This is a genomic window from Hyphobacterium sp. (genome assembly GCF_965229905.1).
Classification (GTDB): Bacteria; Pseudomonadota; Alphaproteobacteria; order Caulobacterales; family Maricaulaceae; genus Hyphobacterium.
Map to the genome: position 1 here is coordinate 278,019 of NZ_OZ245930.1, position 25,632 is coordinate 303,650.

Sequence of the window (25,632 nt, forward strand, 5' to 3'; positions counted from 1 at the left end):
AAATGCGATGCGGTTGAGCTGTCACCGGTTCCCCACTGCGCCAAAGAATCAGGTAAGTGTTTCGTTATCTTTAGGTTGTTAGTTAGTGTAGGCTGGGACCGGGCCGCACTAAACGGGGGACCGCCATGCGTGTGCTGATAGTCGATGATGATGACGGCGATGTACTCATCATGAAGAATTGCCTCCACGGCAATGATAATAATGTGGAAATTCTACGCGCCTATGATGGCGGCGACGCGCTGGCCATCCTCTCCAGCGATGACGACGCGCCCGATCTGGTTCTGCTCGACCTGAACATGCCAGGCGTGGACGGCCACGAAACCCTGAAAGAAATCCGCCGAATGCCAGCCCATGAGGTGACACCTGTTGTGGTGTTCACCACGTCATCTTCGAGCAAAGACATCGTTATGGCGTACAGAAACCGCGCCAATGCCTATGTGCAGAAGCCTGGAAGCCTCGCCAGGTTCCGCGAAACCATGGGGGACATCAAAGCGTTCTGGCTACGAACCGCGAAGACGGTTGGTCGCCACGCTCATGCCTGAGACGCCGCGCAATCCCAGCCGCGTCCTACAACTTACAGAAGCCTATGGCGGTGTCGGCTACTGGCAGGTCGACCTGGCCAATGGAACGGTGTTCTGGTCGCGCGAAGTCTTCCGCATCCATGGCGTCGATCCTGCCGACGGGGAACCCGCGCTCGAAGATGCCATCAACTTCTATCATCCCGACGACGTAGCCATGGTGCAAAGCGCCGTCGATGCGGCTTCCGCCGAGAGCAAGCCCTTCCAATTCTACGGCGCGCGCATTGTGCGGCCGGATGGCGGGATCCGGCATGTTTTTTCGCATGGCGAGGTTACCAATGATAAGACCGGAACCCCGATCCGGATTTCGGGGATTTTCCGCGATGTCAGCGACGAGATCGAACGCGACCGGAATCTGAGATCGACCAAATCCCGGCTCGACCTCCTCGTCTCCTCCGGCGTTGGGATATGGGACTGGGACCTCAAGCGCGACAGCGTCTGGATCTCCAGCAAGCTGGCCGAACTGATGGGGCTGCCGGCCACCGAGATTGTGCTTTCGATTGAGGAGTTCATGTCCGGCATGCCGCCCGATGTGCAGGCCGAGGTGCGCGCTCAGCTTGAAGCCCATCTCGAAGACGGCCGTCCGTATCTGGTCGAACATCCCGCCAATGCGCGCGAACGCGGGACGATCTGGCTGCGCTCGCGTGGACAGGCCGAACGCGACGCCGAGGGCCTCCCGCTGCGGATGGTCGGCTGGTCGGAAGATATTACGGAATTGCGGCGCGCCGACGAGGAACGGCGTGTCATCTTCAACTCGGTGCCGTCCATGATCTGGCTGAAGGACGATCAGAACCGTATTGTGCGGCTTAATCAGAAAGCCGCCGAAACGATGGGCGGGAAGATCGAGGATTTCGAGGGCGCCGATACCTATGAGCTGTTCGGCGACATGGCGAAAAAATACCATGACGACGATCTTGCGGTCATCCGCAAGGGCGAGCCGATTTTGGGCATTGTCGAGGAGTATACGCCCGCCAATGGCGAGGCCGGATGGGTGCAGACCGACAAGATCCCGCTCAGCAGCGACGGCAATGCGCTCGACCGCGTCCTTGTGGTCTCGACCGACATCACGGCCATGCACGATGCCGAGCAAGCCGCGCGCGAAAGCGACGGACGATTTCAGCTCGCGGCCAGCGGCGCTTCCGTGGGGATTTGGGATTGGGTCGATATCGGCGGCGACGAGGAAATCTGGTCGGACATATTCTACGAGCTGATCGGCTATGAGCGCGATGAGCTGCCGGCGAGCCTTTCGGCCTTCCAAAGCCTGCTTCATCCCGACGAACAGGACATGACGTTCGCGGCCGTTAATGCCCATTTCACGGAGCGCGTACCCTTCCGTGTCGAATATCGGCTCAAGCACAAACGCGATGGCTATCGCTGGTTCCTGGGCACCGGCCAAGCGTCGTTCGACGATGATGGCAGTCCGCAGCGCATGGTCGGCACCATCCAGGATATTCACGATCGCAAGATCGCCGAGGAAAAGCTGATTGAAACCAATCGGGAACTTGAGCGCTTCGCCTACATTGCCTCGCACGACCTGCAAGAGCCGCTGCGAAAGATCAATCAATTCTCGGCCCTGCTCGAAACCGAATACTCGGCACTGCTTGATGGTGACGGAAAAGTCTATCTCAACTTCCTGATGGATGCGTCCGAACGGATGCAACAGCAAATCACCGACCTTCTCGAATATTCCCGCGCTGGCCGCGCCGCGGTCAATCTGGAATGGGTCGATGTCGAATCCGTCGCAAATACCGTTTGGAAGGATTATTCAGGCTCGCTGGAGGGATTGCACGCGCGCCTGACAGTTTCGGCAGACGGACCGATTCATGCCGATCCGGAACTGCTTTACCGCTTGCTGTTCAACCTGTTCGGAAACTGCATCAAATACCGCTCGACGGAGCGGCCGCTTGAAGTCACGGTCCGTGTCATCAACCAGGGCCGCAATGACGTCGTTGACGTTTCAGACAACGGTATCGGCTTCGATCCGCGTCACCAGCAGGATATTTTCGCGATCTTCCATCGGCTGCATCGCAAGGAAGCTTATCCCGGGACGGGGCTGGGCCTGGCGCTGTGCGAGCGAGTCACGCAATTGCATGGTGGCGAGATTCGCGCAGAAGGCCGCAAAGGCGAAGGCGCGACCTTCATCGCCACCTTCCCGAGGCCACCGGACAGCTAGCGCAATTCGTGCCGCAATACGGCGACAAACAGATCGTTGCCGACCGAGCGGTCCGCCAGCTCGCTGATTCGCGCTTCGAACTTGCGGCGCTGGCCTTCGCGGTACAACCATACTGAAGCACTTGTCGCCAGCGTCCGGCCGTGTTCGAAGAAATCGGTCCAGGCCTGATCCGGATTGTCGGCCATCAGACGCTCTCCGGCTTCATTGGCCCAGAACACCTGACCGAAGGCGTCGACCACCAGGACCGGATCCGCCATCGCCTCCAAAACCGCCTCGAAGCGGTGATCCGACCCGGCTGCCACCGCCGCGGCGGGTGGCGGCGGTTCCGCTGCGGCGAGGCTGGCGATTTTGGCTTCCAACAATTCGGCGCTGACATCCGCCTTGCGGATGTGGTTCAGCGTCCGGCCGCGGCCAAGTGTATCCGAGATCGCGGCAGCTTCGAGTCCGGTCACGAAAAGGATCGGTGCCGAGCTGCACCGGCGGACTGCGACCACATCGAACCGCAATACAGCGGCATCCGGCAAATTGACATCGAGCAAGATCAGATCGACGCGATTGGACCGCAGATGGGTGAGCCCGTCGCTCAACCGGTCGACATGGACGTAATTGCCGATGTCCAGCGAAGACGCGGACAGGGCTCTCGAAACCAGCAACGCATCCCCGTGGTCATCCTCGATGTGAAGGATTGTTAAAGGCTTTGTCGCTATCGCTGCAGTGGTGCTCATTACCATTTTGAAATGGTTTGACGAGTCGATGGGAAAAGCAAGCAAATCAATGGGGTGCTTATGCCGGGCCTGGTCAATATCGAACGCAAAATCCATGTCCTTCATGTCGAGGACGATGATGGCGACGCCTTCTTGACGGCGCGGGCTTTCAGAGCCCACGGGTCCGGGATTGAACTGCATCGCGTGACCGGCGGTCAGGACGCGCTGCAATTCCTGACCCGGTCCGGACCCTATGCCGACGCGCCGCGCATTCGCTGCGTTTTGCTCGATCTGCAGATGGTCAATGGCGACGGGTCCTGGCTGCTCGACCGGATGGCCGAACTCGACCGGCTTGTTGTTCCGCCCACCATCGTCGTGTCCGGTGATCCGGACGGGGTTGTCGAAAGCCGTCAATATCCGTTCGTGAGCTGCTCGGTGGTGAAGCCGGATTCGAATGAAGCCTTCGCCGCCCTGCTCGAGACCGTCCGCCGGATCACCATGATCAGCGTCGGAATGGTTGCCTGACCGGCGTCCGGCGAACGGTCCATCACGCGCATTCCGTCGCCCACCGGCTGGCGTCACCCGACCCGCTTCTGCGGGTTCGCCTTGCAATGACTGCCGCCATCACGCTGTGGCAGGTCCCGCATTCATATCGGGATCATGCCAGGTTCAGGGCCGGAACCGGCGCCGGACAGGGTAAATCCGCCCTGGTCCGGTTTGTTATCCACGGCCTGTGCCGCCGAGTATCCCGAACATTCACCCCGCTTATCCCCAAAACCATGCTCTTTGAGCGATGTAAGTAATTATTCACTTGCATTATCTCGCCAGCACCATTATCGCTTTTGTAAATGAACGCTCACTTACGTCGGAGGCGATGATGGAAACCTATCTCGATGTCACGCTGCTGGAGCGCGGTCCGGAGGATCGCGGCATTACGGGCAAGCCTGGCTCGACCAAGGCGCGGATCGAACGCAACGCCTTGAAATTATTTGCGGCGAAAGGTGTGGACGGGGTGTCGATCAAGGAAATCGCGCACGCTTGCGGGATATCGAATGGTGCCATGTACCGGCATTTCGAAAGCAAGGACTCGCTCGCCCAAACCCTGTTTCAGGCGATCCATGCGAACTTGCTCAATGTGTTGACATCACGCCTTGAACCCGGTGACGACCTGGCCACATCCGTGCGCGCTCTGGTCATGGCCTATTGCGATCTGGCGGAACGCGACCCGGCGGCCTTTGCCTATCACCTCACCGCCCGCAACACCGTGTTGGCGCGCGCCGGCGATGGCGGCGCCGATCCGTCGGACCTGCTGACCCGCCGGCTGGAAGCGGCCATGGCCGCTGGCGACGTTCCTGCCGCCGATCCCGAACTGAAATCCGCGATGGCTTTGGGCGTCGTGCTGCAGGCCGCTGAATACCGGCTTTACGGGCGCATCAAGACCCGCCTCACCGATCATGTCGATGCCTTTGTCGCCGCCATCATGGCGGTCCTGCACAGCCAAGGATGACCGCCATGCGCGCGACGATCTTCAATATCCTGTACTGGACGATTTCCGGCCTTTACGCCGTGATCTGTGCCCTGCTCGCTTTGATTCCAGGCAAGTTCTTCCTGATGCACGGCGTCCGGTCGTATTGCCGCCTGACCGTGCTCTTGATGCGGGTCGTCTGCGGCATCAGGGTCGAGGTGCGCGGCCGCAAACCGAAGAATCAGGCGGTTATCATCGCCGCTAAGCACCAGTCCTGGGGCGACGGCATCGTCCTGGTCGCGAAAACCGGCAATGTGAACTTCGTGGTCGGCGATCACATGCTGAAATTTCCGCTGATCGGCTGGGTGCTGCAGCGTCTCGGCGCGATTGTTGTCAATAATGGTGGCGGACGCAAAGCCGTGGAATCGCTGAAGAATGGCATCGACCGTTCGCAGGCCGAAGCGCGTCCCATCCTCATCTATCCGGAAGGCCATTTGACCGAGGTCGGCACTGGCAAACCCTATCGCAAAGGCGTCTACCGGCTCGCCGCGAAGCTCGACCGGTCCGTCGTGCCAGTGGCGACCAATCTCGGCTGTTTTTGGCCGCAACAGAAATGGGAGAAGCATCCCGGCACGGCGGTGATCGAGTTCCTCACGCCGCTTTCGCCGAAGCTTGACGCCGCCACTTTCATGGCCACGCTGGAAACCACGGTCGAGGCGCACTCGCGCCGCCTGGAACAGGAGGCGCTGAAATGAGTGCCAAGATCGCCGTATCGCTCATCGGCCAACGCCGTTACTGGCCGATGCTCGTGGCGCAGTCGCTGGGCGCGTTTAACGACAATTTCTTCCGCTACGCACTGGTGACCATTGTGGCGTTTCAGGGCGTAACGCTGTTCGGCCTCAACTCGGAAATGCTAGTGCCCATCGCGGCCTCGGCCTTCACCTTGCCGATTTTCCTGTTTTCGGCTTTCGCCGGCCGGATCGCCGACAAGTTCGACCGCACCCGCATCATGCGGTTTGCGAAGTTTGCCGAAATCTGGCTGATGCTGATCGCCGCGTCCGGTTTCATTCTGCGCGAGCCGCTCTTACTCATCATCACCCTGTTCTTCATGGGCGTGCAGTCGGCCTTCTTCGCGCCGGCAAAGAATTCTGCGCTGCCGACCCTGTTGCAGCCGCACGAGCTGGTCGCCGGCAATGCCATGATTTCAGGATTGCTGAACATTTCCGTGCTGGTGGGGATCGGCTTTGGCACCGTGCTGATCACGCGCGAAAGCGGGCCCCTGATCGTCGGCTCGGTGCTGGTGCTGATTGCGGTCACCGGCTGGATCTCGATGCGCCAACTGCCGCCGGCCCCGGCAAGCAATCCGGACATGAAAATCTCGTTCAATTTCCTCTGGGAAATCGTCCGGGTTTTGCGGTCCGCCTTCAAACACCCGCAGGTTTTGCGGCCTTTGCTCGGCACGGCCTGGTTCTGGATGCTGGCCGCGTCCATTGTCACGCTGATCCCGAATTTCGCACGCGGGGTTCTCGGTACCGACGAAACCGCGGTCCTCCTGTTCAGTGCCCTGTTCACGATCGGCGCGGCGGCCGGCGCGATCCTGTGCGGCGCTTTGTCGGGAAAGGGCGACGCCCTGCCCTTTTCCGTGGTCGGCGCCATCGGTCTAGTCGTTTTCAATGTCGATGTCGCGCTGATCACCTGGAACAACCCGCCAGTGCCCGCCGATGCGGAGCTGATCCCGGGGCTCGACTTCGTGCGCGATCCCGCCAACCGGCGGCTGTTGATCGACCTTGTCCTGGCCGCCGTTTCGGCTGGCCTGTTCGTGGTGCCCCTGCAAGCGATGGCGCAACGCCGGTCGCCCGCCAACATGCGCGGTCGATTGCTGGCTGCCGGGGGCCTTCTGAACGCTTTTACCGCAACGCTAGGCCAGTTCACGCTGGCGGCGATCGCCTTCCTTGCTTTGCCCCTGCAATCCGCTTTTCTCTACATCGCCGGTGTCAGCCTGGTGGTGGCGATCGTGGCCTTTGTGCGAATGCTGAAGCTGCGCAGTCAAACCCCCTCGCCAAGCGGCTAGAACGCCGCTAAATGCGAGCCCAATGGAATTGATCACGACCACCCCGCAGCTTGACTCTGCGTGCGATGCGTTGCGCCAGTGCGACTTCATCGCCATCGACACCGAATTCATCCGCGAAAGCACGTTCTGGCCCCAACTCTGCCTGATCCAGGCGGCCGGCGGCGAAACCGAGGTTCTGATCGACCCGCTCGCCGATGGCCTTGATCTGGAACCGTTCTGGGATCTGATGGCGGACGAGCGCGTGATGAAGGTTTTCCACGCGCCCCGGCAAGACCTGGAGATCTTCTTCCACCTGGCCGACGGCCTGATTCCGGAACCCATTTTCGACAGCCAGGTCGCCGCCATGGCGCTCGGCCTGGGCGACTCCATCGCCTATGACAAGCTGGTGCAGGCGGTGTTGAAACGGCCAATCGACAAGGGCCCGCGGTTCACCGACTGGTCACGGCGCCCGCTGACCAAGGCGCAATCCGGATATGCGCTCGCCGACGTCACGCATCTGCGCGATCTCTATCCCACAATCCGTGACCGCCTTGAAAAGGCCGACCGATTGAGCTGGGTCGCCGAGGAGATGGCCATCCTCACGGACCCCGCCACCTATGAGCAGCATCCGGAAAATGCCTGGCAGCGGCTGAAGATCCGCAAGAACAGCGCCAAATGGTTGGCGGTGCTGCGCGCAGCGGCCGCCTGGCGCGAGGAAGAAGCGCAGACGCGCGATATCCCGCGTCAGCGCATTGTGAAGGATGAGGGCCTTTACGAGATTGCCCACGCTGCGCCAGCCAAAGCCGACGATCTGGCCGGCATGCGCGCCTTGCCCCGTGGTTTTGAACGGTCACGGCCGGCTGAACGGCTCATCGAGAAGCTGAAACCGGCCCTGGCGGACCCGAAAGCCTACGCACCCGACGTACCGCCGCCGCCCCGGCGGCCGGAGGGCGCCAGCGCGACGGTCGAATTGCTCAAAGTTCTGCTGAAGCTCGTGGCCGAAGAGAAAAGCGTTGCGGCGCGGCTGATCGCGACCGTGCCGGATCTGGAAGCCATTGCCACCAGCGATGACGCGGATGTTCCCGCTTTGCGGGGCTGGCGCCGAGAGGTTTTCGGAGAGACCGCGCTCGACCTGAAGCGGGGCAAGATCGCACTTGTGCTCGAGAATGGACGCGTAACGGCCAAGCCGCACTAGACGGATTTCAGGGCCGGCGTCAGTTCCAGTGCGTCGGCGAGCTGCTCGAACCGGTGGCGCGCGCGCTCGACCACAAGATCGGTATCCGCCGCGGGTGCGTTCAGGATGAGTTCGCTTTCGCTTCCGGATAGCGAAAAGCGGCTCAGCAGCGCTTCAGACCGCCCCGACAATGCCGCGGCGAAGCGCAAGCCCAACCCGTAAGCCAGGGCATGCTGACGGGTTTCCTCATCGAGGAGGTGATGAAAGACCCGGCTGTCAGCGGGTGTCCGCTTGCCGTCATAGCGATGGTGCAACACCAGTCCCATATAGGCACGCTCCGCATGGGCAACGCCGGCAAACGGGGCAAACAGGGCCAATTCGCGTGCCAATGATGCGCGGTGGTCGGGATGGTGGCGGGCGCCGACATCGCACAGACGCGCTGCGGCGGCGCGGACGAGCGCGCTGCGATTGCCAAAATGTGTATCACGTGCCGCGAACACCGGCTCGAGCCAGGCGGCAATCGCGCGGCCGAAGCTTGGACTCGGCGCGGCCGGCCGCGCCACGGCCTCGGCGCCCGCCAGCAGCGGATCGGCCGACTGGACGGGTTCCGGAAGACGGTCGAACACGGCGCCCTCGCGCAATCCATAGGCCGAAAACACAACCCGGTTGAACTTGCCCGTTTTCATCAACCGCTTCAGTAGCAATCCGGCATAGGGCAGCATGGCGGCGCGCCGCGGAGCAACGCCGGGCGTGCCGGCCAATGACGCCACCGACAGTCGCGCTGCGAAATCCGCGATCTGCTTTGCCGCGCCACGGCTAAGCTGGAACTGGTGTATCACGCGCAGGGGATAGTCAGCTTCCGCGATCGCGAGCTGAGCCAAGGCACGCCAAGAACCGCCGACCGCATAAAGCGTGTCGCCACACTGCCCGAGCACCGGTCCGGCGGCTTTTAGACGCTCGTCTATCCAGCTCTTGGCCGCTTTCCGGTTCTGCATCAGATCATCGGGCGCAGCCAACGGGCCCAATGACACGGTGATACCCTCGCCCGGTGTCGCCCGGGCGACCGGTATGATTTCAAGGCTGGATCCGCCGAGATCCGCGGCGGCCCCTGTGGCATTTGGAATGCCGGCCACCACACCGAGGGCTGCCAGCCGCGCTTCGTCCTTGCCGGAAAGGACGGTAATCCTTGTATCGGCTTCCTTCTTGGCGCGCTTCAGAAAGGCTTTGCCGTCTTCCGCATCGCGCACGGCAGCCGTAGCAAAAACGATGCGCTCGCTGACCCCTTTCGCGTCAAGCAGGATATTGAAGCGGCGCAGCGTACGCAGTGTACTTTCGACGCCTTCCGGATTGAGATTCCCGGTTTCGCCGAGGCCCTTGCCCAGCTCGGCACTGGTCTTTTCGTTGAACACCGGCCACAGCGCCCTTCCCTCCAGCCGGAAATGCACCAGCCGCACGGAATTCGAACCGATATCGATGACCGCGATATCCCGTTCCATCGCGTTCTCCACACCGAAGGTATCCGGCGACAGGGTCAAAGGCGTGGTCCGGCGTAAGGCAGGGTCAGGGGCTGGTCATTCTTCAGCGCCTGACCCCGCCCGGACAGGCTCGGATTGGTCATGAAATAGCTGTGCGCGCAAAACGGTTTGGCGACGTCGCTGACATCAACGCGCTCGTATTCACCATTGCCGCGCATGTACCAGCTTTGCTCCTCGTCATTGAGATTGGCGACCATGATCTGGTCGAGTATCTGCCGATGAACAGTCGGGTTTTGGATGGGACACAGCGTTTCGACGCGGCGATCCAGATTGCGCGGCATCCAGTCGGCTGACGAAATATACACCTTGGCCGAAGCGCTCGGCATGTCTTCGCCATTCGCGAAACAGACGATCCTGGAATGCTCAAGGAAGCGGCCGACGATCGACTTCACACGGATGTTTTCCGACAGGCCCGGCACGCCCGGCCGAAGGCAACAAATCCCCCGCACGACCAGCTCGCAGCGGACGCCGGCCTGGCTGGCACGATACAGCGCATCGATGATTTCGGGGTGGGTGACGGAGTTCAGCTTGGCCCAGATGCCGGACGGCTTGCCGGCCTCCGCATTCGCGATCTCGCGGGCGATCAGCTTGAGCAGGTTCTTCTTCAGGCTGACGGGCGAAATGGCCAGTCTTTCCATGTCTTTCGGACGCGCATAACCCGTCACATAATTGAAAATCCGGCCGGCGTCGCGGCCGAAGGCCGGGTCCGCGGTGAACAGCGCCAGATCGGTGTAAATCTTGGCCGTGATCGGGTGATAGTTTCCGGTTCCGAAATGCGCATAAGTTTGCAGTCCGCCCGCCTCGCGGCGGACCACGAGGCTCACCTTGGCGTGGGTCTTGTACTCGGTGAAACCGTAGACAACCTGCACCCCGGCGCGTTCCAGATCTCGCGCCCATTTCAGATTCGCCTCCTCGTCGAAGCGCGCCTTCAGCTCGACCAGAGCGGTAACATTCTTGCCGCTTTCGGCCGCCTCAATCAGGGCAGCGACAATGGGGGAGTTCTTGGACGTCCGGTAGAGCGTCTGCTTGATCGCGACGACTTCTGGATCCAGCGCCGCCTGACGCAGGAACTGCACGACGACATCAAAGCTCTCATAGGGGTGGTGGACGAGAATGTCCTTGGCCTTGATGGCCGCAAAGCAGTCGCCGCCATAATCCTTGATGCGTTCGGGAAAGCGCGGTTCATAGGGCTTGAAGACCAGGTCGGCGCGATCGTCGGGGATCAGTTGTGACAGCTGCGCCATGCCGAGAATGCCGTCAACCTCGATGACATCCTCTGGCTCGGCCTTCAAATGTTCAATGATGAAGGCCTTGAGGTCCTCCGGCATGCTGGCTTCGATCTTGAGGCGCACGAGGACGCCGCGGCGGCGTTCCTTCAGCAATTCCTCGAACTCGCGCACCAGATCCTCGGCCTCTTCCTCGATCTCGATATCGCTGTCGCGGATGATCCGGAAACCGCCATAGCCTTCCAGCTTGTGCCCCGGGAAGAGCTGGTCGAGGAACATCGAGAAAACGGTTTCCAGCGCCACGAATCGGCGGACCGGAAGTCCCGCCTTGTTCTTGCGCCGGTCGGGCAACTGGATGAAACGGCTGACGCCGGACGGCATCGGTATCAAGGCCGTCATCGGCTTGCCGTTCTTCTTGCGCCGCAGCTTGAAAACCATCGAAAAACCGAGATTCGGAATGAAGGGAAACGGGTGCGCCGGGTCGATCGCCAAGGGCGTGATCACCGGAAGGATGTGCTGCAGGAAATCTTCGGCCAACCAGTCGCGGTCCTGCTTGGATACATCCTCGACATTCATCAATTTCACGCCAACCCGCGTCATCTCGCGCTTGAGCTGTCGCCAACGCATTTGCTGTTCGTGCAGCAACTCACCGGCGAACTGATTGATGCGGCGGAGCTGTTCTGCCGGGGTCAGCCCGTCAATGGACGGTGTGGTGACACCATTCCGGACCTGAGCGCGCAAGCCGGCGACGCGCACCATGTAGAACTCGTCGAGATTGCTGGCCGAGATCGACAAGAAGCGCAGGCGCTCAAGCACCGGATGATCCCTGTTCGCTGCTTCCTCGAGCACCCGTGTATTGAATTGCAGCCAGGACAGCTCCCGGTTCAGGAACCGCTCGGGCGACTCCATCAGATCGGTTCGCGCCGTTTCCATGGGCTCGATCCGCTCCGGCTGGCTGTTTCCGGCGACATCATCCATTACGCAACCTCATCATTGGCTTGCTCGCCCAGCACGCGCCGCGCGACGCCGCGATTGATCGGCGTTCGGCGCGCCAACGCTTCGCGGTCCAGCGCATCGACCAACCGCCGCGCACCTTCTACCGATCGCTCCATACGCGGTATCAGATAGGCAATCAGCCCGTCCACCAGCGGCGACTGGCGATCGGCAAAAAGTTTTGCCAGAAGCCGCGCGAGAAGCTCATCGTCCGGCTCGTCGAGCGCCGCGGTCGGCAGAGCAAGCAGGCGCGACCGCAAGTCCGGAATGTCGGCGTCCCAGCGCGACGGGGCTTCCCGGGCGGTCAGCAGCAAGGCCTCAGCGGTCTCGTTTTGTGCGCGATTGAGCAGATGGAACAGCGCCGTCCGGCTGGCGGTCCGGTCGGCGTCTTCCACGACGATCGCACGATCTGCCGGCAGTTCGTCGAGGGCGGCCTCCAATTGCGAACCGCGGACGATCAAAGCACCGCTTTCTGCCGCCCACATGTGCGCGAGATGCGTCTTGCCTGTTCCGGGCGGCCCGTAAATCGCCAGCACCCGCCCCGGCCAGGCCCGCCATCCCGCAAGGGCCCAGCGCGCCGCAGCATTGGCTTCGCCGTCCACAAAGCTGGCTGCGCTGAAATCTTCTCGCGGCGGCAAGCCTAACGCGAGTTGTTCACCCATGACGGTCTCTTTCTATCGCGACCGGACGACCAGGCCGAGATCGGCATCTTCTTCAAGACGCGCTCCGCGAGCATCCAGTTCACGCTGCAATTGATAGAGCTGCCCTCGGAATTCCAGCGTCATCATGGCGCCCGTCGGAGCGATCGCATCGAGCTGGGCCGAGCGGATCAGCGATGTTCCGGTGATCGCCGTCTGCAGCCGGCGCCATTCTGCCAACGAGCCGTAAAGCACCGAGACGTTGAGCGTCTCCGCGCCGCCACCGCGCACGATCGCCTCGGACTTCCAGGCATTCTCTAGATCGGTGACAAAACGTGTAGCGGCGGCCCGGAAGCTGCCGGTGGCGATGGTCGGCACTTGCTGGCTGCTGGCCTCACCCACCCCGTCAAACGAGAACAGCCGGCCGTCAATGCGAACGCCACCGCCCTGGCGGGCGATCAATACTGCGACACGCGACACGCCATAGGCTTGCGCGACGGATCTGAGCTGGTCTTCATTCATTTCCACCGCGCTGGCGCCATCGATCAGCATACGGCCCGCATCACCCGCGGGGGCGCTGACCGGCGAGAGCGCGTGCTGATAGCCGCCGGTCCGCCATTCGGTCAGCCAAGGCTGTTCATTGATTTCGCCAGTATCCGGATCGGTGGTGTTCCAGAGCCAATAGCTTCCCGAGGCGGTCTGCAGAACCGGCAGAACCAGAATCTCGCGCGCCTGGCCTTCGACGAAGGGGACCCCCAACCCGTTCAGCCAGCGCCGCACGGCGTTGGCCGAGAAACTGACGGTCAGCTCGCCGAGATAGCGGGTCGCGCTGCGCTGCTCGTTGCGAACCTGAAGCCCGCTGATCATGCTCGCGGCGTCTTCGTTCGTGATCTGGGGAATCTGCAGCCGGTCCTCCGGCAAAGTCAGCCGCTCGACCAGGACGCGCACCGCGTCGACCTGACCCTGGCGCATGGCGATCGATTGGGCTTCGAGCGCATTCGACGCCGTCGCATCGATGGGCACGCCGACCACCGTATAGGGCGTATCCGCCGCTGCGATGCCGGACCAGACGGTGACCGCAACAATCGCTGCAAAAATCTGACGCATCATGGCGCGCTTCCCTTCGCTTTGAGCTATACGCCCCGTTATACCCGCCTGAAGCCCGCGGTGAAGCCCGCGACTTGCGTGACGGCTGAGTTTAGAGGAACAGTCGCGCCGCGCCGAAACTGGAAAAGCCGCCATGTCACAGGACAAGAAGAACAGCCTGACCTATGCCGATGCCGGCGTCGATATCGATGCAGGCGATGCGCTGGTCGACCGGATCAAGCCGCTGGCGAAATCAACTGCGCGTCCCGGCGCAGAGGCTGCGCTGGGCGGTTTCGGCGGCGCCTTCGATCTGAAAGCCGCCGGCTATGAAGACCCGATCCTGGTATCCGGCACGGATGGCGTGGGGACCAAGCTGCGGATCGCGATCGAAACCGGCCGGTTCGACACGATCGGCATCGACCTGGTCGCCATGTGTGCCAATGACGTTCTCGCCCAAGGCGCGGAACCGCTGTTTTTCCTGGATTATTTTGCGACCGGCAAGCTCGACCCGGCGCGCGGCGAAGCGATTGTCGCGGGCATCGCCGAGGGCTGCCGGCAGTCTGGATGCGCGCTGATCGGTGGTGAAACCGCGGAAATGCCCGGCATGTATGCCGGAGATGATTTCGACCTGGCCGGCTTTGTGGTCGGCGCCGCCGAACGGGGCACGCTCTTGCCGCGAACCGATGATATGCAGGCCGGCGATGTACTGATCGGTCTCGCGTCATCCGGCCCCCATTCAAATGGTTATTCGCTGATCCGGAAGGTCGTCGAGATCTCCGGCCTGGCCTGGACGGATGAGGCGCCGTTCGCCTCCGGCACATCGGTCGGCGAAGCCCTGCTGACGCCGACGCGGCTTTATATCAAATCCTGCGTGCCATTGATCCGCGAAGGCATGATCAAAGGCCTCGCCCATATCACCGGCGGCGGCCTGGTGGAGAATCCGCCGCGCATGCTGCCCGGCCATCTGGGGTTCTCGCTCGACTATTCCGCCTGGCAGCGCCCCTCCGTGTTCGACTGGCTGGCCGAAACGGGCGGCATTGACGAGGCCGAGATGCGGCGCGCTTTTAACGGCGGCATCGGCATGCTGCTCGCCGTGGCGGCAGAAGATGCCGATGCCCTCGTGGTGACGCTTAACGATGCGGGCGAAGAGGCTTTTGTGTGCGGCGAACTGACCGCAAGGTGACACACCGCGTCGCGATCCTGATCTCCGGGCGCGGCTCGAACATGCGCGCGCTTTGCGAAGCCATGGCGGCGGATGATTTTCCCGCCGAACCTGTGCTGGTCCTGTCCAACCGGCCCGAGGCTGCGGGACTGGCATACGCCGAGTCCGCGGGCATTCCCCGCAAGATCATTGATCATAAATCCTTCAATACACGGGACGCGTTCGATCACGCCCTTGATACCGCCTTGTCGGATGCAAACCCGGATGTTGTCTGCCTGGCGGGCTTCATGCGCTTGCTGACACCCGGTTTCGTCAACAAATGGGCGGGAAAGCTGATCAATATCCATCCCTCGCTGCTGCCGAAATATCCCGGCCTGAACACGCATCAGCGCGCGCTGGACGCCGGCGATTCCGAAGCCGGTTGCACGGTGCATTATGTCGTGCCGGAAATGGATGCCGGCGGGATCATCGGCCAAGCGCACGTACCGATCCTGCCCGGTGATACAGCGGGAACGCTGGATGCGCGGGTGCGGGAGGCGGAGCACGTTCTCTATAAGGAATGCCTCCGCAAATTGGTTACTCAGTCGGCGGCGGATTGATCCGCGCGGCGCTGCCACTGGCTTCCCAGCGAGGCGATCGCCGCCGTGATCATGCCGGCGTCGTCGAGATAGCCGGCCACGGGAATGATGTCCGCGACCGCGTCGGTCGGGAGGATCAAATAGCCCAGTGCGCCCACGCAGGTCGCCTTTACCCAACGCGGCGTTGCCGGATCGCGCAGCAGGCCGTAGAGGCCGCCCGCCTGATCGACAAGCTGGCCAATCCCGCTGATATTCTTCAGCTTGTGCCGGAATTTGCGTCCGCTGTAATGGCGCGAATAATCCATAGCCGCCTCCGCTAATGGCTTGCCGGAAACATCCGGCTAGCGCGCAAATGAGGCCAAATTTCGTTGCGGAACCCGGGAAGCCATGCAGATCACCGAGAGCCTTTTCATCGATGAAAGCGAATTTGAGGAGCGGTTTACCCGCGCTTCCGGCCCCGGTGGCCAGCACGTCAACAAGACGGAGAGCGCCGTCCAGCTCCGCTTTGATGTGACGGCCTCCGCCGCTTTGCCGGAGGCCGTCAAGCAGCGCCTGAAGCGCCTGGCGGGACGGCGGATGACCAAGGAGGGCGTGCTCGTCATCGAGGCCAGCGGGTCTCGCTCGCAAGAGCGTAATCGTACCGCCGCGCGCGAGCGCCTGAAGGCGCTCGTCATCAAGGCCCTGGAGAAACCCAAGCCACGCAAGAAAAGTCGGCCATCCCTATCCTCGATCCGCAAGGTGAAAGAGGCCAAGGCTCAACTTTCCCAAAAGAAGGCGTTGCGTCAGAAGCCGGCGCGCGAAGATTGAGCGACGGACGGAAAAAAAAGCCCGGCGCAATGGCCGGGCTTTGATCTGGGAATGATTGCGGGTTGGTCCTAACCCACGATCTCGTCTTCGGAGAAGAAGAACGGGATTTCCTGGGCCGCGGTTTCCGGGGCGTCGGAACCGTGAACCGAATTGGCTTCGATCGACTCGGCGAATTCCTTGCGGATTGTGCCGTCGGCGGCGTTTTCCGGATTGGTCGCCCCCATCACGTCGCGATATTTGGCAATCGCGTCCTCGCCTTCCAGCACCTGAACCACTACCGGGCCCGAGATCATGAAGCTGACGAGGTCATTGTAGAACGGGCGCTCCTTGTGAACGGCATAAAAGCCCTGCGCCTGCTCCTTGGTCATGTGAATGCGCTTTTGCGCGATAATCCGCAGGCCGGCGTCTTCGATCTTGGCGTTGATCTTGCCGGTCAGATTACGGGCGGTGGCATCGGGTTTGATGATGGAAAAAGTGCGCTGGATCGCCATGGTCAGAACTCCGGTTAGCGGGGAGGTTGGAAGAGTCGCGCGGGCTTATAGACGCCGCATCACCTGTTGAAAAGCGGCGGAGTGCTATCCGGCGGCTTTCAGCGAGAAACGGTCCCGCCAAGCCAGGACGAGATAGACACCCGCCGCGGCATAAAGCGCCGACACGATGATGAATATCCAGCCGGTATGCGCGATGGCATGGGGCGAACCCACCGGAGCGACATACAAAAGGCCCGCGAGGCCCAGCCGAATGACGCCATAAAGAGCGAGCAGGACTCCCCAGGCGCGAACCGCGAATTCGGCTGTCTTGCGGCCAGCAAGGCGTGCGGCCAGCAAAACCAGCAGAACCGCTGAAATGAAAACGAGCGGCAAAATTGAACCGGCGCAAAAATAGATTGCCGCCCGCACCAGGAAAGCAACCAGTGTCAGCGCCAGGACAAGGCTCGGCAGATGCCGGCTCACAATGCCTGCCCGCGCACGGCCGCAAGCAGAACCGCCTGCATCAACCGCGTATTGCGCGCCAGATAGGCGTGATTGAGCGTGTCAGCCGAATCGGTTGGCCGGTGCCTGTGCGGAGAGGAATCGCGCGCCCTGAAGGCTTCGCCCAGACAAATCGCGTCAATGCCCCGCTCCCGGAACGGCACGTGATCGCTTGAATCATACGTCACACGGGTCACGGGAATGCCCATGCGGCTGGCTGCCGCCGCGTAGCGTGGGAACCAGCTATCGGGCGCATCAATCTCGATCGCACCATCATTGTCGCTGTCCCAGCCCGCCATATCGATGGAATGCATGAAATGGATATCCGTGCCGTCATTCAGCAACTGGCGGACGAGTGCGGCGCTGCCGACCTTGCCTTCTTCTTCCTGGTCGAAAAAGGCGAGCATCACCGCGTAATGGCGATACTCCTCCGCGGCGATCGCTTCGGCGATGGTCAGCATGGCCGCGATGCCGCTGGCATTGTCGTCGGCGCCCGGGCTGCCGGCTTCGGTGTCATAATGCGCACCGATCACGATAACCGGCGCGCCGGCGCGGGTGGCCGGTATGGTCGCGGTGATGTTAGTGCCGCTAAAGGGCGGCATGACGAGGTCGAGCAAGGGCGTCACGTTCGGCGCACGGTAGGAACGCCGTTCTCCGGTCAAGCCACGTTGTGCGAGCTCGTCCATCAAGACATCGGCGGCAATGGCGCGTTGGCGCGCCGAGCTGCGGGCGGGTGCGGTCGCGGTCTGAAATCGTTCGATGAAGTCGCGCTGATCTGCTGCCAGCGGGTCCTGCGCGTTCAGGGGTCCGGCCGCCAACAGAGCGGCCACGGCGCCCATTGCCCATCCCTTCACCATCGCATCCTCCCTCATGCGATGGCAAAGGGAACAGGGCTTTGCGGCAACAATGCGGCCCGTGATCCGGTTTCCCGCTGGACGGGCCTATTGCCAGCCGCGGGCGGGCGGGCTAGCGGCAGCCCCATGCTCCACGTTAACGACCTCACCTGCCGGATGGACGGCCGCATCCTGATCGATCAGGCGACATTCCATCTGCCGCCCAAAACCCGGATGGGACTGGTCGGCCGCAACGGGTCGGGCAAGTCGACGCTGTTCCGTATCATCCGCGGAACCTTCGCGGCGGAGACCGGCGATGTCTCGATCCGCAAGGGTGCACGGGTCGGCTCGGTCGAGCAGGAGGTTCCAGGCGGGCCCGACAGCCTGATGGCTGTCGTGCTGGCGGCCGATACGGAACGTGCGGACCTGCTCGCCGAAGCGGAAACCGCCCACGACCCGCACAGAATTGCTGAAATCCAGACGCGCCTGGCCGATATCGAGGCGCATTCCGCCGAAGCGCGCGCCGGAACGATCCTGGCCGGGCTCGGCTTTACGGCGGAGGAGCAGCGGCGGCCCTGCTCGGAGTTTTCCGGCGGCTGGCGGATGCGTGTGGCGCTCGCCGCGACCCTGTTCGCCCGGCCCGACCTCCTTCTGCTGGACGAGCCGACCAATTATCTCGATCTGGAAGGCGCGATCTGGCTGGAAAATTATCTCAAATCCTTCCCGGGCGCGGCGCTGGTGATCAGCCATGATCGCGACCTCCTTAATGCCATGGACAAGATCGCGCATCTGCGCGCAAAGAAGATCACAGTCTATGAAGGCGGTTACGATACGTTCGAAAAGACGCTCGCGGAGCGACAGCGCCTGCAGATGAAGCTGAAGGCGAAGCAGGACGACGAGCGCCGCCATCTGCAGAGTTTCGTTGACCGTTTCCGGGCCAAGGCGAGCAAGGCCAAGCAGGCGCAAAGCCGGATCAAGCGGCTGGAGAAAATGCAGCCGGTGGCGACGATCGTCGAGGACCCGGTCGCGCCCTTCCTTTTCCCCGCACCGCAGCGCGACATGGCCCCGCCGCTGATGCGGATCGAAAACGCCACGCTGGGCTATGAACCGAACAAGCCTGTGTTGCGCGATCTCGACCTGCGGATCGATCCCGACGACCGGATCGCGCTGCTCGGCAAGAACGGCTCGGGCAAATCGACTTTCGCCAAGATGCTCGCCGGGCGATTGGCGCCGCTGGCAGGGCATTTTCGCCATCACAAGAAGGTCGAGATCGCGTTTTTCGCGCAACACCAGCTCGACGTGCTGCCACCCGAAAAGTCGGCTTATGACCACGTGCTCGAACGCATGGAGGAAGCCACCGAAGCGCAACGCCGCGCACGGCTGGCGAGTTTCGGCCTGCCGATACATCTGCAGGAAACGCCGGCGAAGCATTTGTCCGGTGGCGAGAAGGCGCGGTTATTGCTGAACCTGATCGTGTTTGACGGCCCTCACCTGTTGATCCTCGACGAACCCACAAACCATCTCGACATGGACAGCCGTGCCGCGCTGATTGATGCGGTCAATACCTATGAAGGTGCGGTGATCCTGATCGCCCATGACCGGCACCTGATCGAGAGCTGCGCCGACCGGCTCTGGCTTTGCGCCGATAGCGGGATCGCGCCCTATGACGGGGATATGGAGGATTACCGGCTCTTCGTGACCGGCAAGACACCGAAAGCCGAGCGCGGCCGCAACCGCACGGCCACGGACGATAAGTCCGAACGCCGGCGCGAGGCCGCCCAGCGGCGCGAAGAGATCAAGCCGCTGAAACTCGAGGCCGCGAAGTGGGAAAAGGAGACCGACCGGCTGCGCGGCGTCCTGACGGTGATCGATAAGGGCCTCGCGGCCCCGGGCTTGTACGAAAAGGATCCGAAAGCGGCAACGGAGCTGCAGATCAAGCGCGCCAAGGCCGAAGAACTGATCGAAGCGGCGGAGATCAAATGGCTGGACGCGCTTGAACGACTGGAAAGGCTGGAGAACTAGCCGCAGGTGACGTTGGTCACGGTGCCGTTTGCATCGAAACGGATCAGCAGGCGCTCCGCGCGATATTCGCCGCGCGGTTCGCCGTCATGAGCGTACACCTCGAAGGGCTGCGGCAAGGTTTCGAGATCGACATCGGCCACCGGTTGGCCGATCAGCACATTCATGGGCTCGGCCGGGCAGGTGATCGGCTCGATCGCATTGAAGGCGAGATCCGAAGCAAAAACGGCTTCCTGTGAAACGCCCGGCGCCGTCGCGGCCCAGAAGGCCCCTGCACTGACGAGGGTAGCACCCAATAGCATGGCGATATTCGACCGGCCGGACATGGGACAGGCTCCTTCTTCTGCGTATTGCAGGAAGTTAACGCCCTGACCCGGCCGGGGTTCCGCGAAATCTGACTTGGCTAACCGCAGTAGACGCGGACGATTTGACCGCGTTCGTCGAGTTCGAAATTGGTGCGGTCTTCGCGATAATCCATCGTCACCGCCATGCCGGGCCGGATGATCCGATGAGGCCGCGGCAATGTCGCGGTGTCCACTTCATCAATGTCCTGACCCACCAGGTAGGCCAACATGGCCGCGTCACAGCCACCTTCGCCCAGGGCCGGTGTGTCGATGGGAGCGGCGGGCCCGTCGGCCTGAGGCGTCGCGCACGCTGCCAGGATGAGCGCGAAAAGGGACACATATCTCTTCATCGGGTCAGCCTCCCGGTGGCCGGTCAAAATCGCTGCGCAGCCAATGACCGTGCAGCGAGGCGAAGAAAGGATCGATAAACACCCACTCGCCGTCAAGCTGAACAACCTCCACGACCGCCCATTCGATCATGTAGTCATTGACGGGATGATGATCCCAGAACTCGCCCGACGTATAGAAAATGATGAGGTCGGTCCGGATTCCATCTGCGTTGAAATTCCGGTGACTGCGGATGTATTCGATGCCGCCGTCCTCGCGCGAGAGAATGTTCGCCACCGAGGTATATTGCGGATCGTTTTCGCGGTCCGCCAGATAGCCGTCATCGTACAGCCACGCTTCAACCGGTGCGATGAACCCGTCATTGTCGAAGTGCCAGTCGCTGACACCGTGCGCGCGCAGAAAGGCGATATCACGATTGAGAACCGCATCCCGCGTCAGTTCAGCGAAATGTTCGATAGAGCCCTCGCGCGGGCTTCCCGGACCGCAGGCGGAAAGCGCACCCGTCAGCAAGACAATCGCTGTCCAGCGCAAATATTGCATCCGTCCCTCCCCGTTCCGGATAACCGGCATGCCGGACAGCGCGACAGGTCACAACTTACAAATCGGCGAGGATCAGGCTTTCTTTTCCCAGCGCCCCTCGATGGATTGCTGCCAATAGGCCAATGAGCGGCCATCCGCCTTGGCCTGTTTCCAGAGCGCCCGCGAAGCGGCGACGGCGTCTTCGTCGGACGCGTCGAACATGACACAGCAACGCTCGAAGGCGTCAGGGTTTTCAGGCGCGATCCCATCCAGCGTGAACAGGATTTGAGCCTGGTTCAAATTATCTTCCTGAAGCGACAGGAGGACGGGCTGGCGTTCCGGATCGGGCGCATCGGCACGGCCATGCGCGAGGAAGCTGTCATCGCGGCAGGTCCAGAGATGCTGGTCGAGTTCTTTGAGCCGGTCCGGCGAGCCGGCGCGCACGAGTGCCCGCCAGCCCTTATCCAGCGTTTTCTCGAGCAGTTCCGGCAGCGCATCGGCGAGCGTGGTCCGCTCAAGATGATAGAACCACAGCTCGCCGGGCATCAGTCCTAGCTCTCGTAATTATCCCGCACGAAGCGGTCGAGCAGGCGTACGCCATAACCGGTGCCGAAAGTCGGCAAGCGCGGATCCTTGGCGCCCGACCACATGCCGGTCCCGGCAATGTCGATATGAACCCAGGGCTTGTCGTTGACGAAGCGCTGTAGGAATTGCGCGGCGGTGATCGAACCGGCGAGACGGCCCTCGCCGATATTCTTCATGTCAGCGATCGGCGAATCGATCTGGCGGTCATATTCCGGACCGATCGGCAAGCGCCAGACCTTCTCGTCGGTCGCCAGGCCGGCTTTCGTCAGACCCTCGGCCAGCTTGTCATCGTTCGAGAAAATCCCGGCATGCTCGCGGCCGAGCGAAATCAGGATCGCGCCGGTCAGCGTCGCCAGATCGATCATGAATTCCGGATCGTATGTTTTCTGTGCGTACCAGAGTACGTCAGCGAGCACGAGGCGGCCTTCGGCGTCCGTGTTGAGGATTTCGATCGTCTGTCCGGACATGGACGTGACCACGTCTCCCGGACGCTGGGCATCGCCATCCGGCATGTTTTCGACCAAGCCGACGAGGCCGACTGCGTTGACCTTGGCGTTGCGCTTGGCCAGCGTCGCCATCAGGCCGACAACGGCGGCCGATCCGCCCATGTCGCCCTTCATTTCTTCCATGCCGAGGCCCGGCTTCAGCGAGATACCGCCGGTATCGAACGTCACGCCCTTGCCGATAAAGCCCAGAGGCTTATCGCCCTTCTTGCCGCCATTCCATTTCATGATGACGATCTTGCTTTCGGCGACCGAGCCCTGCCCGACGCCTAGCAGCGAGTGCATGCCAAGCTTTTTCATTTCCTTCTCGCCGAGCACCTCGATCTCGAGACCGAGATCGGCGAGCTTCTCGATGCGCTTGGCATAGTCCGGCGGGCGCAGGAAATTCGACGGCTCGTTGACGAGGTCGCGGGCGAGATAGACGCCATCGGCGACCGCCTCCATGCCTTTCCAGGCTTTCTTGGCTGCGGCGTCATCGTCGGTCGACACCGTCAAAGATTTCAGCGACGGTTTCTTGTCGTCGCTGAGCTTGGTGCGGTAATGATCGAAGCGGTAGGCGGCGAGCATTGCACCGAGGCCGAATCGGCCCGCTTCTTCGGCGTTGCCAACGCCTTCCAGATGCACATGCAGCGAAGTCTCGCCCGAGGTGAGCACCGCTTTCACCAGTCCGGCCCCGGCCTGCTCCATGGCATTGCCGTCGGTCTTTTTCTTGCCGACGCCGAAGACGACCAGACGGTCGGCATGGATACCGGAAGGTGCGGTGATGACCAGGGTGTCGCCGGCCGCGCCTTTGAAGCGCGACGCCTTGATCGCGCGGGCGATCGCGCCGCCCGACGCCTGATCGGCGTCCTTTGCTGCTGCGGAGAGTTCGGCCTTGTCGAACGCTGCAACCGCGATCGAGCCCTTTGCCGGCGCTTTCGAAAACTTGATTTTCATGCCTCACCTTCGGTCTGTTTCGGTACGGAGCGCGAATTGCTCCGCGAGCTGTGTCGGCGAAGTGGTATCCGATCAAAGGGTGTTATAGAAGGCCGAAACCGCAACCGTCTGCAGGTCGAATGATTCTCGTACAGCGATACATGTTCCGGCAATTATTGATGCCGTTCGTTACCGCAGCCGTCGCTTTTGCCGGTCTGGCATTGCTCACGCAATCGCTGTCGAATATCGATTTCATCTCGAATTACCGGGAAACGGCGTTCACCTTCGTCAAGGTGACCTTCCTCGCCCTGCCGCAACTGATTGCGCTGCTGTCACCGTTCGCACTGTTCATCGCGGTGCTGGCCGGCCTGTCGCGGCTCTATTCGGACTCGGAAGCGACTGTCGCCTCTGCGTCAGGCCTGTCGCGCTGGGGCTTGCTGTCTCCGGTCCTGCGGCTCGCCTTTCTCGCTGCAATACTGAACCTTGCCGTGAACCTGTTCGTCCAGCCGCTCGCCTATCAGGAAATGCGGCGCAGCGTGTTCGAGTTACGCACCGATATCGCCGCCAGCCTCGTGCGCCCGGGCGAATTCGCCAACCTCGCCGCAGGTGTCACGCTGTATGCACGGGAATCAGACGGTAGCGGACGCATGTCCGACATCTTCATTCACGACTCGCGCGATCCGGACGAAGTCTCGACCTATGCGGCACGCGAAGGCGTGATCGTGCGCGGCGAAGAGCGTCCGTCAATGGTGTTGATCGACGGCAATGTGCAGCAGGTTGACGAATCCGGAGCACTCAATTTCCTGACCTTCGATCGCTACGAGTTCGACCTCGGTGACTTCGTTGATCCGCAGCTGATATTCTTCTTCAAGGAATCGGATCTCTTCCTGCAGGAGCTGTTCTTCCCCAGCGCCGCCTCGCTGGCGCGGGCGCGCGGGGTCGAGCGTCTACAAGCCGAAGCCCATTACAGATTGTCCGGCCCGCTCTACAATATCGCGCTCGCGCTGATCGCGGCGGCGGCCTACATGGCCGGGTCGCACTCACGCTTGGGCAATACCCGCAAGGTCGTAGCCGCGGTGGCTGCCGCCCTGACCGTCCGCCTGCTTGGCTTTGCTGCGCAGGCCGCGGCCACCGATGATACGGCGTTCAACTATGTGCAATACGCCATCCCGCTTCTGGCCATCATTGCATCTTTGACGCTGATCTGGTGGCGCAAACCGAAGCCGGCGCGATATGCGGCGCCGGAGCCGGGAGTGCCGGCATGAATTTCAAGATAAGCCGGCTCAGCCGCTATCTGGCGCGGCAAATCCTGTTCGGCCTGCTGGTTTCGGCAGGCATTGTGGCGACCATCATCATCCTGGTCGATTTCGTCGAGCAATCGCGGTCCATCGGGACTCGGGTCGACATATCGGCGTTCGACATTCTGCTGCTGACCTTGATGCGCGCGCCTTTGCTGCTGGAAGAGACGCTGCCCTTCATTTTCCTGTTCGGTGTGCTGTTTGCCCTGTTCCGGCTCAATCGCCGCTCCGAACTCGTCGTCATGCGCGCATCGGGCTACTCGGCCTGGCGGATCGTCAATCCGGCGATCGTGATCTCGCTGGTCCTCGGCATTCTCGGCGCAACACTCCTGAATCCGGTCGGGTCATCGCTGAATGCCCAGTTCGAAGCGCGGCGCGATGCCTTGACCAATGTCGATACCGAGCAGCTCCAGGCGCAACAGATCTGGCTTCGCGAAACAACATCTGACGGTTTCATCGTCATCTCCGCCGGGCAGCTTGAGGAGAATGTCCGCGAATTGCTGCAACCGGCTTTCCATTTCTACAACACCAATGAGGCCGGCACTCCCGATCTCGACCGGCGGGTGTCGGCCGAGACGGCGCGGCTCACGGCCGGTTTCTGGGCGCTGGAAGGCGCGGTGGAATTGGCGCCCGGCGCCGAACCCGTCGAACTCGGCGATATTTCGCTGCCGACCTCGATCGACCGGCAATCGCTTTTCGAGCGCATCCGTTCACCGCGGGGCGTTTCGTTCTGGGATCTTCCGGGACTGATCGCGTCAGCGGAATCCGCAGGGCTGGCGGTCGAACGCTTCGAATTACGCTGGCAGGGCTTGCTGACCCTGCCCCTGACCTTGATCGCCGCGAGCCTGATCGCCGCGGCGGCCACATTGCGCCTCTACCGGTTGGGCGGCGCCGCTGCTTTCGCGCTGACCGGCGGTGCGGCCGGCTTCCTGGTCTATTTCGTCCAGGAAGTGCTCTACACGCTGGGCGAGAACGGGACTTTGCCACCGCTGACCGCGGCCTGGGCGGCGCCCTTGCTGACAACCCTGCTCGCGCTCGCCTATATCGCCTCGACGGAAGATGGCTAGCAAAGCAACGTGGACGGCCTGGAGCGAAGCGGCTAAGTCAGTGATCTGGGCGGGGAATGCC

General features: G+C 62.0%; 27 protein-coding genes. 13 read left to right on the forward strand and 14 right to left on the reverse strand.

The genetic code is table 11. The features are described from left to right. Positions 1 to 125: 125 nt before the first annotated feature. Positions 126 to 542: a response regulator gene (locus tag ACO08C_RS01415; RefSeq protein ID WP_421786881.1), complete on the forward strand. Its 417-nt coding sequence runs from the start codon at positions 126 to 128 to the stop codon at positions 540 to 542. Then, positions 535 to 2,751 (forward strand): PAS domain-containing sensor histidine kinase, encoded by a 2,217-nt coding sequence (locus ACO08C_RS01420; protein WP_421786883.1) that lies wholly within the window; start codon positions 535 to 537, stop codon positions 2,749 to 2,751. The genes ACO08C_RS01415 and ACO08C_RS01420 overlap by 8 nt, the downstream gene beginning before the upstream one ends. On the opposite strand, the gene ACO08C_RS01425 is transcribed toward ACO08C_RS01420, so the two are convergent. Beyond that, on the reverse strand, positions 2,748 to 3,404 hold the full coding sequence (locus ACO08C_RS01425; protein ID WP_421786885.1) for a PAS domain-containing protein: 657 nt from the start codon (positions 3,402 to 3,404) through the stop codon (positions 2,748 to 2,750). The genes ACO08C_RS01420 and ACO08C_RS01425 overlap by 4 nt on opposite strands. A gap of 132 nt (positions 3,405 to 3,536) precedes the next feature. Here ACO08C_RS01425 and ACO08C_RS01430 point away from each other — a divergent pair, with 132 nt between their 5' ends. The 5 genes from ACO08C_RS01430 (at position 3,537) to rnd (ending at position 8,165) form a co-directional block, all read left to right on the forward strand. Next, positions 3,537 to 3,980: a hypothetical protein gene (locus ACO08C_RS01430; RefSeq protein ID WP_421786887.1), complete on the forward strand. Its 444-nt coding sequence runs from the start codon at positions 3,537 to 3,539 to the stop codon at positions 3,978 to 3,980. Positions 3,981 to 4,332: 352 nt separating this feature from the next. Continuing rightward, positions 4,333 to 4,962 carry a TetR/AcrR family transcriptional regulator gene (locus ACO08C_RS01435; RefSeq protein ID WP_421786889.1) on the forward strand — a complete coding sequence of 210 codons (630 nt, stop codon included), beginning with the start codon at positions 4,333 to 4,335 and terminating at the stop codon, positions 4,960 to 4,962. 5 nt (positions 4,963 to 4,967) lie between these two features. Next, entirely contained in the window at positions 4,968 to 5,675 is a 708-nt protein-coding gene (locus ACO08C_RS01440) for a lysophospholipid acyltransferase family protein (RefSeq protein WP_421786891.1), read from the forward strand. After that, positions 5,672 to 6,991, forward strand: a complete 1,320-nt coding sequence (locus ACO08C_RS01445) for an MFS transporter (RefSeq protein ID WP_421786893.1) — start codon at positions 5,672 to 5,674, stop codon at positions 6,989 to 6,991. Before ACO08C_RS01440 ends, ACO08C_RS01445 begins: the two co-directional genes overlap by 4 nt. Before the next feature lie 22 nt (positions 6,992 to 7,013). Further along, positions 7,014 to 8,165, forward strand: a complete 1,152-nt coding sequence (rnd, locus tag ACO08C_RS01450; RefSeq protein WP_421786894.1) for a ribonuclease D — start codon at positions 7,014 to 7,016, stop codon at positions 8,163 to 8,165. Here rnd and ACO08C_RS01455 read toward each other — a convergent pair. Genes ACO08C_RS01455 through ACO08C_RS01470 form a run of 4 tightly spaced genes read right to left on the reverse strand, consistent with a single transcriptional unit; the run spans position 8,162 to position 13,646 of the window. After that, the gene (locus ACO08C_RS01455) at positions 8,162 to 9,640 is read right to left on the reverse strand and encodes a Ppx/GppA family phosphatase (protein ID WP_421786896.1); all 1,479 of its coding nucleotides are present in this window, start codon (positions 9,638 to 9,640) and stop codon (positions 8,162 to 8,164) included. The genes rnd and ACO08C_RS01455 overlap by 4 nt on opposite strands. Before the next feature lie 35 nt (positions 9,641 to 9,675). Next, on the reverse strand, positions 9,676 to 11,838 hold the full coding sequence (locus ACO08C_RS01460; RefSeq protein ID WP_421788743.1) for an RNA degradosome polyphosphate kinase: 2,163 nt from the start codon (positions 11,836 to 11,838) through the stop codon (positions 9,676 to 9,678). Between the two features lie 44 nt (positions 11,839 to 11,882). Continuing rightward, positions 11,883 to 12,560 carry an AAA family ATPase gene (locus tag ACO08C_RS01465; RefSeq protein ID WP_421786898.1) on the reverse strand — a complete coding sequence of 226 codons (678 nt, stop codon included), beginning with the start codon at positions 12,558 to 12,560 and terminating at the stop codon, positions 11,883 to 11,885. A gap of 12 nt (positions 12,561 to 12,572) precedes the next feature. Beyond that, entirely contained in the window at positions 12,573 to 13,646 is a 1,074-nt protein-coding gene (locus tag ACO08C_RS01470; RefSeq protein ID WP_421786900.1) for a DUF2066 domain-containing protein, read from the reverse strand. 130 nt (positions 13,647 to 13,776) lie between these two features. On the opposite strand from ACO08C_RS01470, the gene purM reads away from it, so the two are divergent. Then, complete coding sequence (gene purM / locus ACO08C_RS01475; RefSeq protein ID WP_421786902.1) at positions 13,777 to 14,805, forward strand: phosphoribosylformylglycinamidine cyclo-ligase; 1,029 nt, start codon at positions 13,777 to 13,779, stop codon at positions 14,803 to 14,805. Positions 14,806 to 14,846: 41 nt separating this feature from the next. Then, the gene (gene purN, locus ACO08C_RS01480; protein ID WP_421788745.1) at positions 14,847 to 15,383 is read left to right on the forward strand and encodes a phosphoribosylglycinamide formyltransferase; all 537 of its coding nucleotides are present in this window, start codon (positions 14,847 to 14,849) and stop codon (positions 15,381 to 15,383) included. On the opposite strand, the gene ACO08C_RS01485 is transcribed toward purN, so the two are convergent. After that, positions 15,365 to 15,667: a YkvA family protein gene (locus ACO08C_RS01485; protein ID WP_421786904.1), complete on the reverse strand. Its 303-nt coding sequence runs from the start codon at positions 15,665 to 15,667 to the stop codon at positions 15,365 to 15,367. The two genes, purN and ACO08C_RS01485, sit on opposite strands and share 19 nt — an antisense overlap. A gap of 82 nt (positions 15,668 to 15,749) precedes the next feature. Between ACO08C_RS01485 and arfB the strand changes: the two genes are divergently transcribed. Continuing rightward, the gene (arfB, locus tag ACO08C_RS01490) at positions 15,750 to 16,169 is read left to right on the forward strand and encodes an alternative ribosome rescue aminoacyl-tRNA hydrolase ArfB (protein WP_421786906.1); all 420 of its coding nucleotides are present in this window, start codon (positions 15,750 to 15,752) and stop codon (positions 16,167 to 16,169) included. Between the two features lie 68 nt (positions 16,170 to 16,237). Here the strand turns inward: arfB and ndk are convergent, their stop codons facing one another. From ndk to ACO08C_RS01505, 3 genes are all read right to left on the reverse strand, one after another. Continuing rightward, positions 16,238 to 16,660 (reverse strand): nucleoside-diphosphate kinase, encoded by a 423-nt coding sequence (gene ndk, locus ACO08C_RS01495; RefSeq protein WP_421786908.1) that lies wholly within the window; start codon positions 16,658 to 16,660, stop codon positions 16,238 to 16,240. An 84-nt stretch (positions 16,661 to 16,744) separates the two neighbouring features. Then, positions 16,745 to 17,122 (reverse strand): hypothetical protein, encoded by a 378-nt coding sequence (locus tag ACO08C_RS01500; protein WP_421786910.1) that lies wholly within the window; start codon positions 17,120 to 17,122, stop codon positions 16,745 to 16,747. Beyond that, the gene (locus tag ACO08C_RS01505) at positions 17,119 to 17,997 is read right to left on the reverse strand and encodes a M28 family metallopeptidase (protein WP_421786911.1); all 879 of its coding nucleotides are present in this window, start codon (positions 17,995 to 17,997) and stop codon (positions 17,119 to 17,121) included. The genes ACO08C_RS01500 and ACO08C_RS01505 overlap by 4 nt, the downstream gene beginning before the upstream one ends. A gap of 123 nt (positions 17,998 to 18,120) precedes the next feature. Between ACO08C_RS01505 and ACO08C_RS01510 the strand changes: the two genes are divergently transcribed. Continuing rightward, on the forward strand, positions 18,121 to 19,995 hold the full coding sequence (locus ACO08C_RS01510; protein ID WP_421786913.1) for an ABC-F family ATP-binding cassette domain-containing protein: 1,875 nt from the start codon (positions 18,121 to 18,123) through the stop codon (positions 19,993 to 19,995). Here ACO08C_RS01510 and ACO08C_RS01515 read toward each other — a convergent pair. The 5 genes from ACO08C_RS01515 to ACO08C_RS01535 form a co-directional block, all read right to left on the reverse strand. Further along, entirely contained in the window at positions 19,992 to 20,318 is a 327-nt protein-coding gene (locus ACO08C_RS01515; RefSeq protein ID WP_421786914.1) for a hypothetical protein, read from the reverse strand. The two genes, ACO08C_RS01510 and ACO08C_RS01515, sit on opposite strands and share 4 nt — an antisense overlap. A 77-nt stretch (positions 20,319 to 20,395) precedes the next feature. Next, entirely contained in the window at positions 20,396 to 20,686 is a 291-nt protein-coding gene (locus ACO08C_RS01520) for an I78 family peptidase inhibitor (RefSeq protein WP_421786916.1), read from the reverse strand. 4 nt (positions 20,687 to 20,690) lie between these two features. Next, a complete protein-coding gene (locus ACO08C_RS01525) occupies positions 20,691 to 21,224 on the reverse strand; it encodes a hypothetical protein (protein WP_421786918.1) in 534 nt (177 codons plus the stop codon). A 72-nt stretch (positions 21,225 to 21,296) separates the two neighbouring features. Further along, positions 21,297 to 21,749 (reverse strand): DNA polymerase III subunit chi, encoded by a 453-nt coding sequence (locus ACO08C_RS01530; RefSeq protein ID WP_421786920.1) that lies wholly within the window; start codon positions 21,747 to 21,749, stop codon positions 21,297 to 21,299. Between the two features lie 5 nt (positions 21,750 to 21,754). After that, a complete protein-coding gene (locus ACO08C_RS01535; RefSeq protein WP_421786921.1) occupies positions 21,755 to 23,227 on the reverse strand; it encodes a leucyl aminopeptidase in 1,473 nt (490 codons plus the stop codon). A 158-nt stretch (positions 23,228 to 23,385) separates the two neighbouring features. Between ACO08C_RS01535 and ACO08C_RS01540 the strand changes: the two genes are divergently transcribed. Both ACO08C_RS01540 and ACO08C_RS01545 read left to right on the forward strand, forming a co-directional pair. Next, positions 23,386 to 24,471 (forward strand): LptF/LptG family permease, encoded by a 1,086-nt coding sequence (locus tag ACO08C_RS01540; RefSeq protein WP_421786923.1) that lies wholly within the window; start codon positions 23,386 to 23,388, stop codon positions 24,469 to 24,471. Beyond that, the gene (locus ACO08C_RS01545; protein WP_421786925.1) at positions 24,468 to 25,571 is read left to right on the forward strand and encodes an LptF/LptG family permease; all 1,104 of its coding nucleotides are present in this window, start codon (positions 24,468 to 24,470) and stop codon (positions 25,569 to 25,571) included. The genes ACO08C_RS01540 and ACO08C_RS01545 overlap by 4 nt, the downstream gene beginning before the upstream one ends. Positions 25,572 to 25,632: the final 61 nt, after the last annotated feature.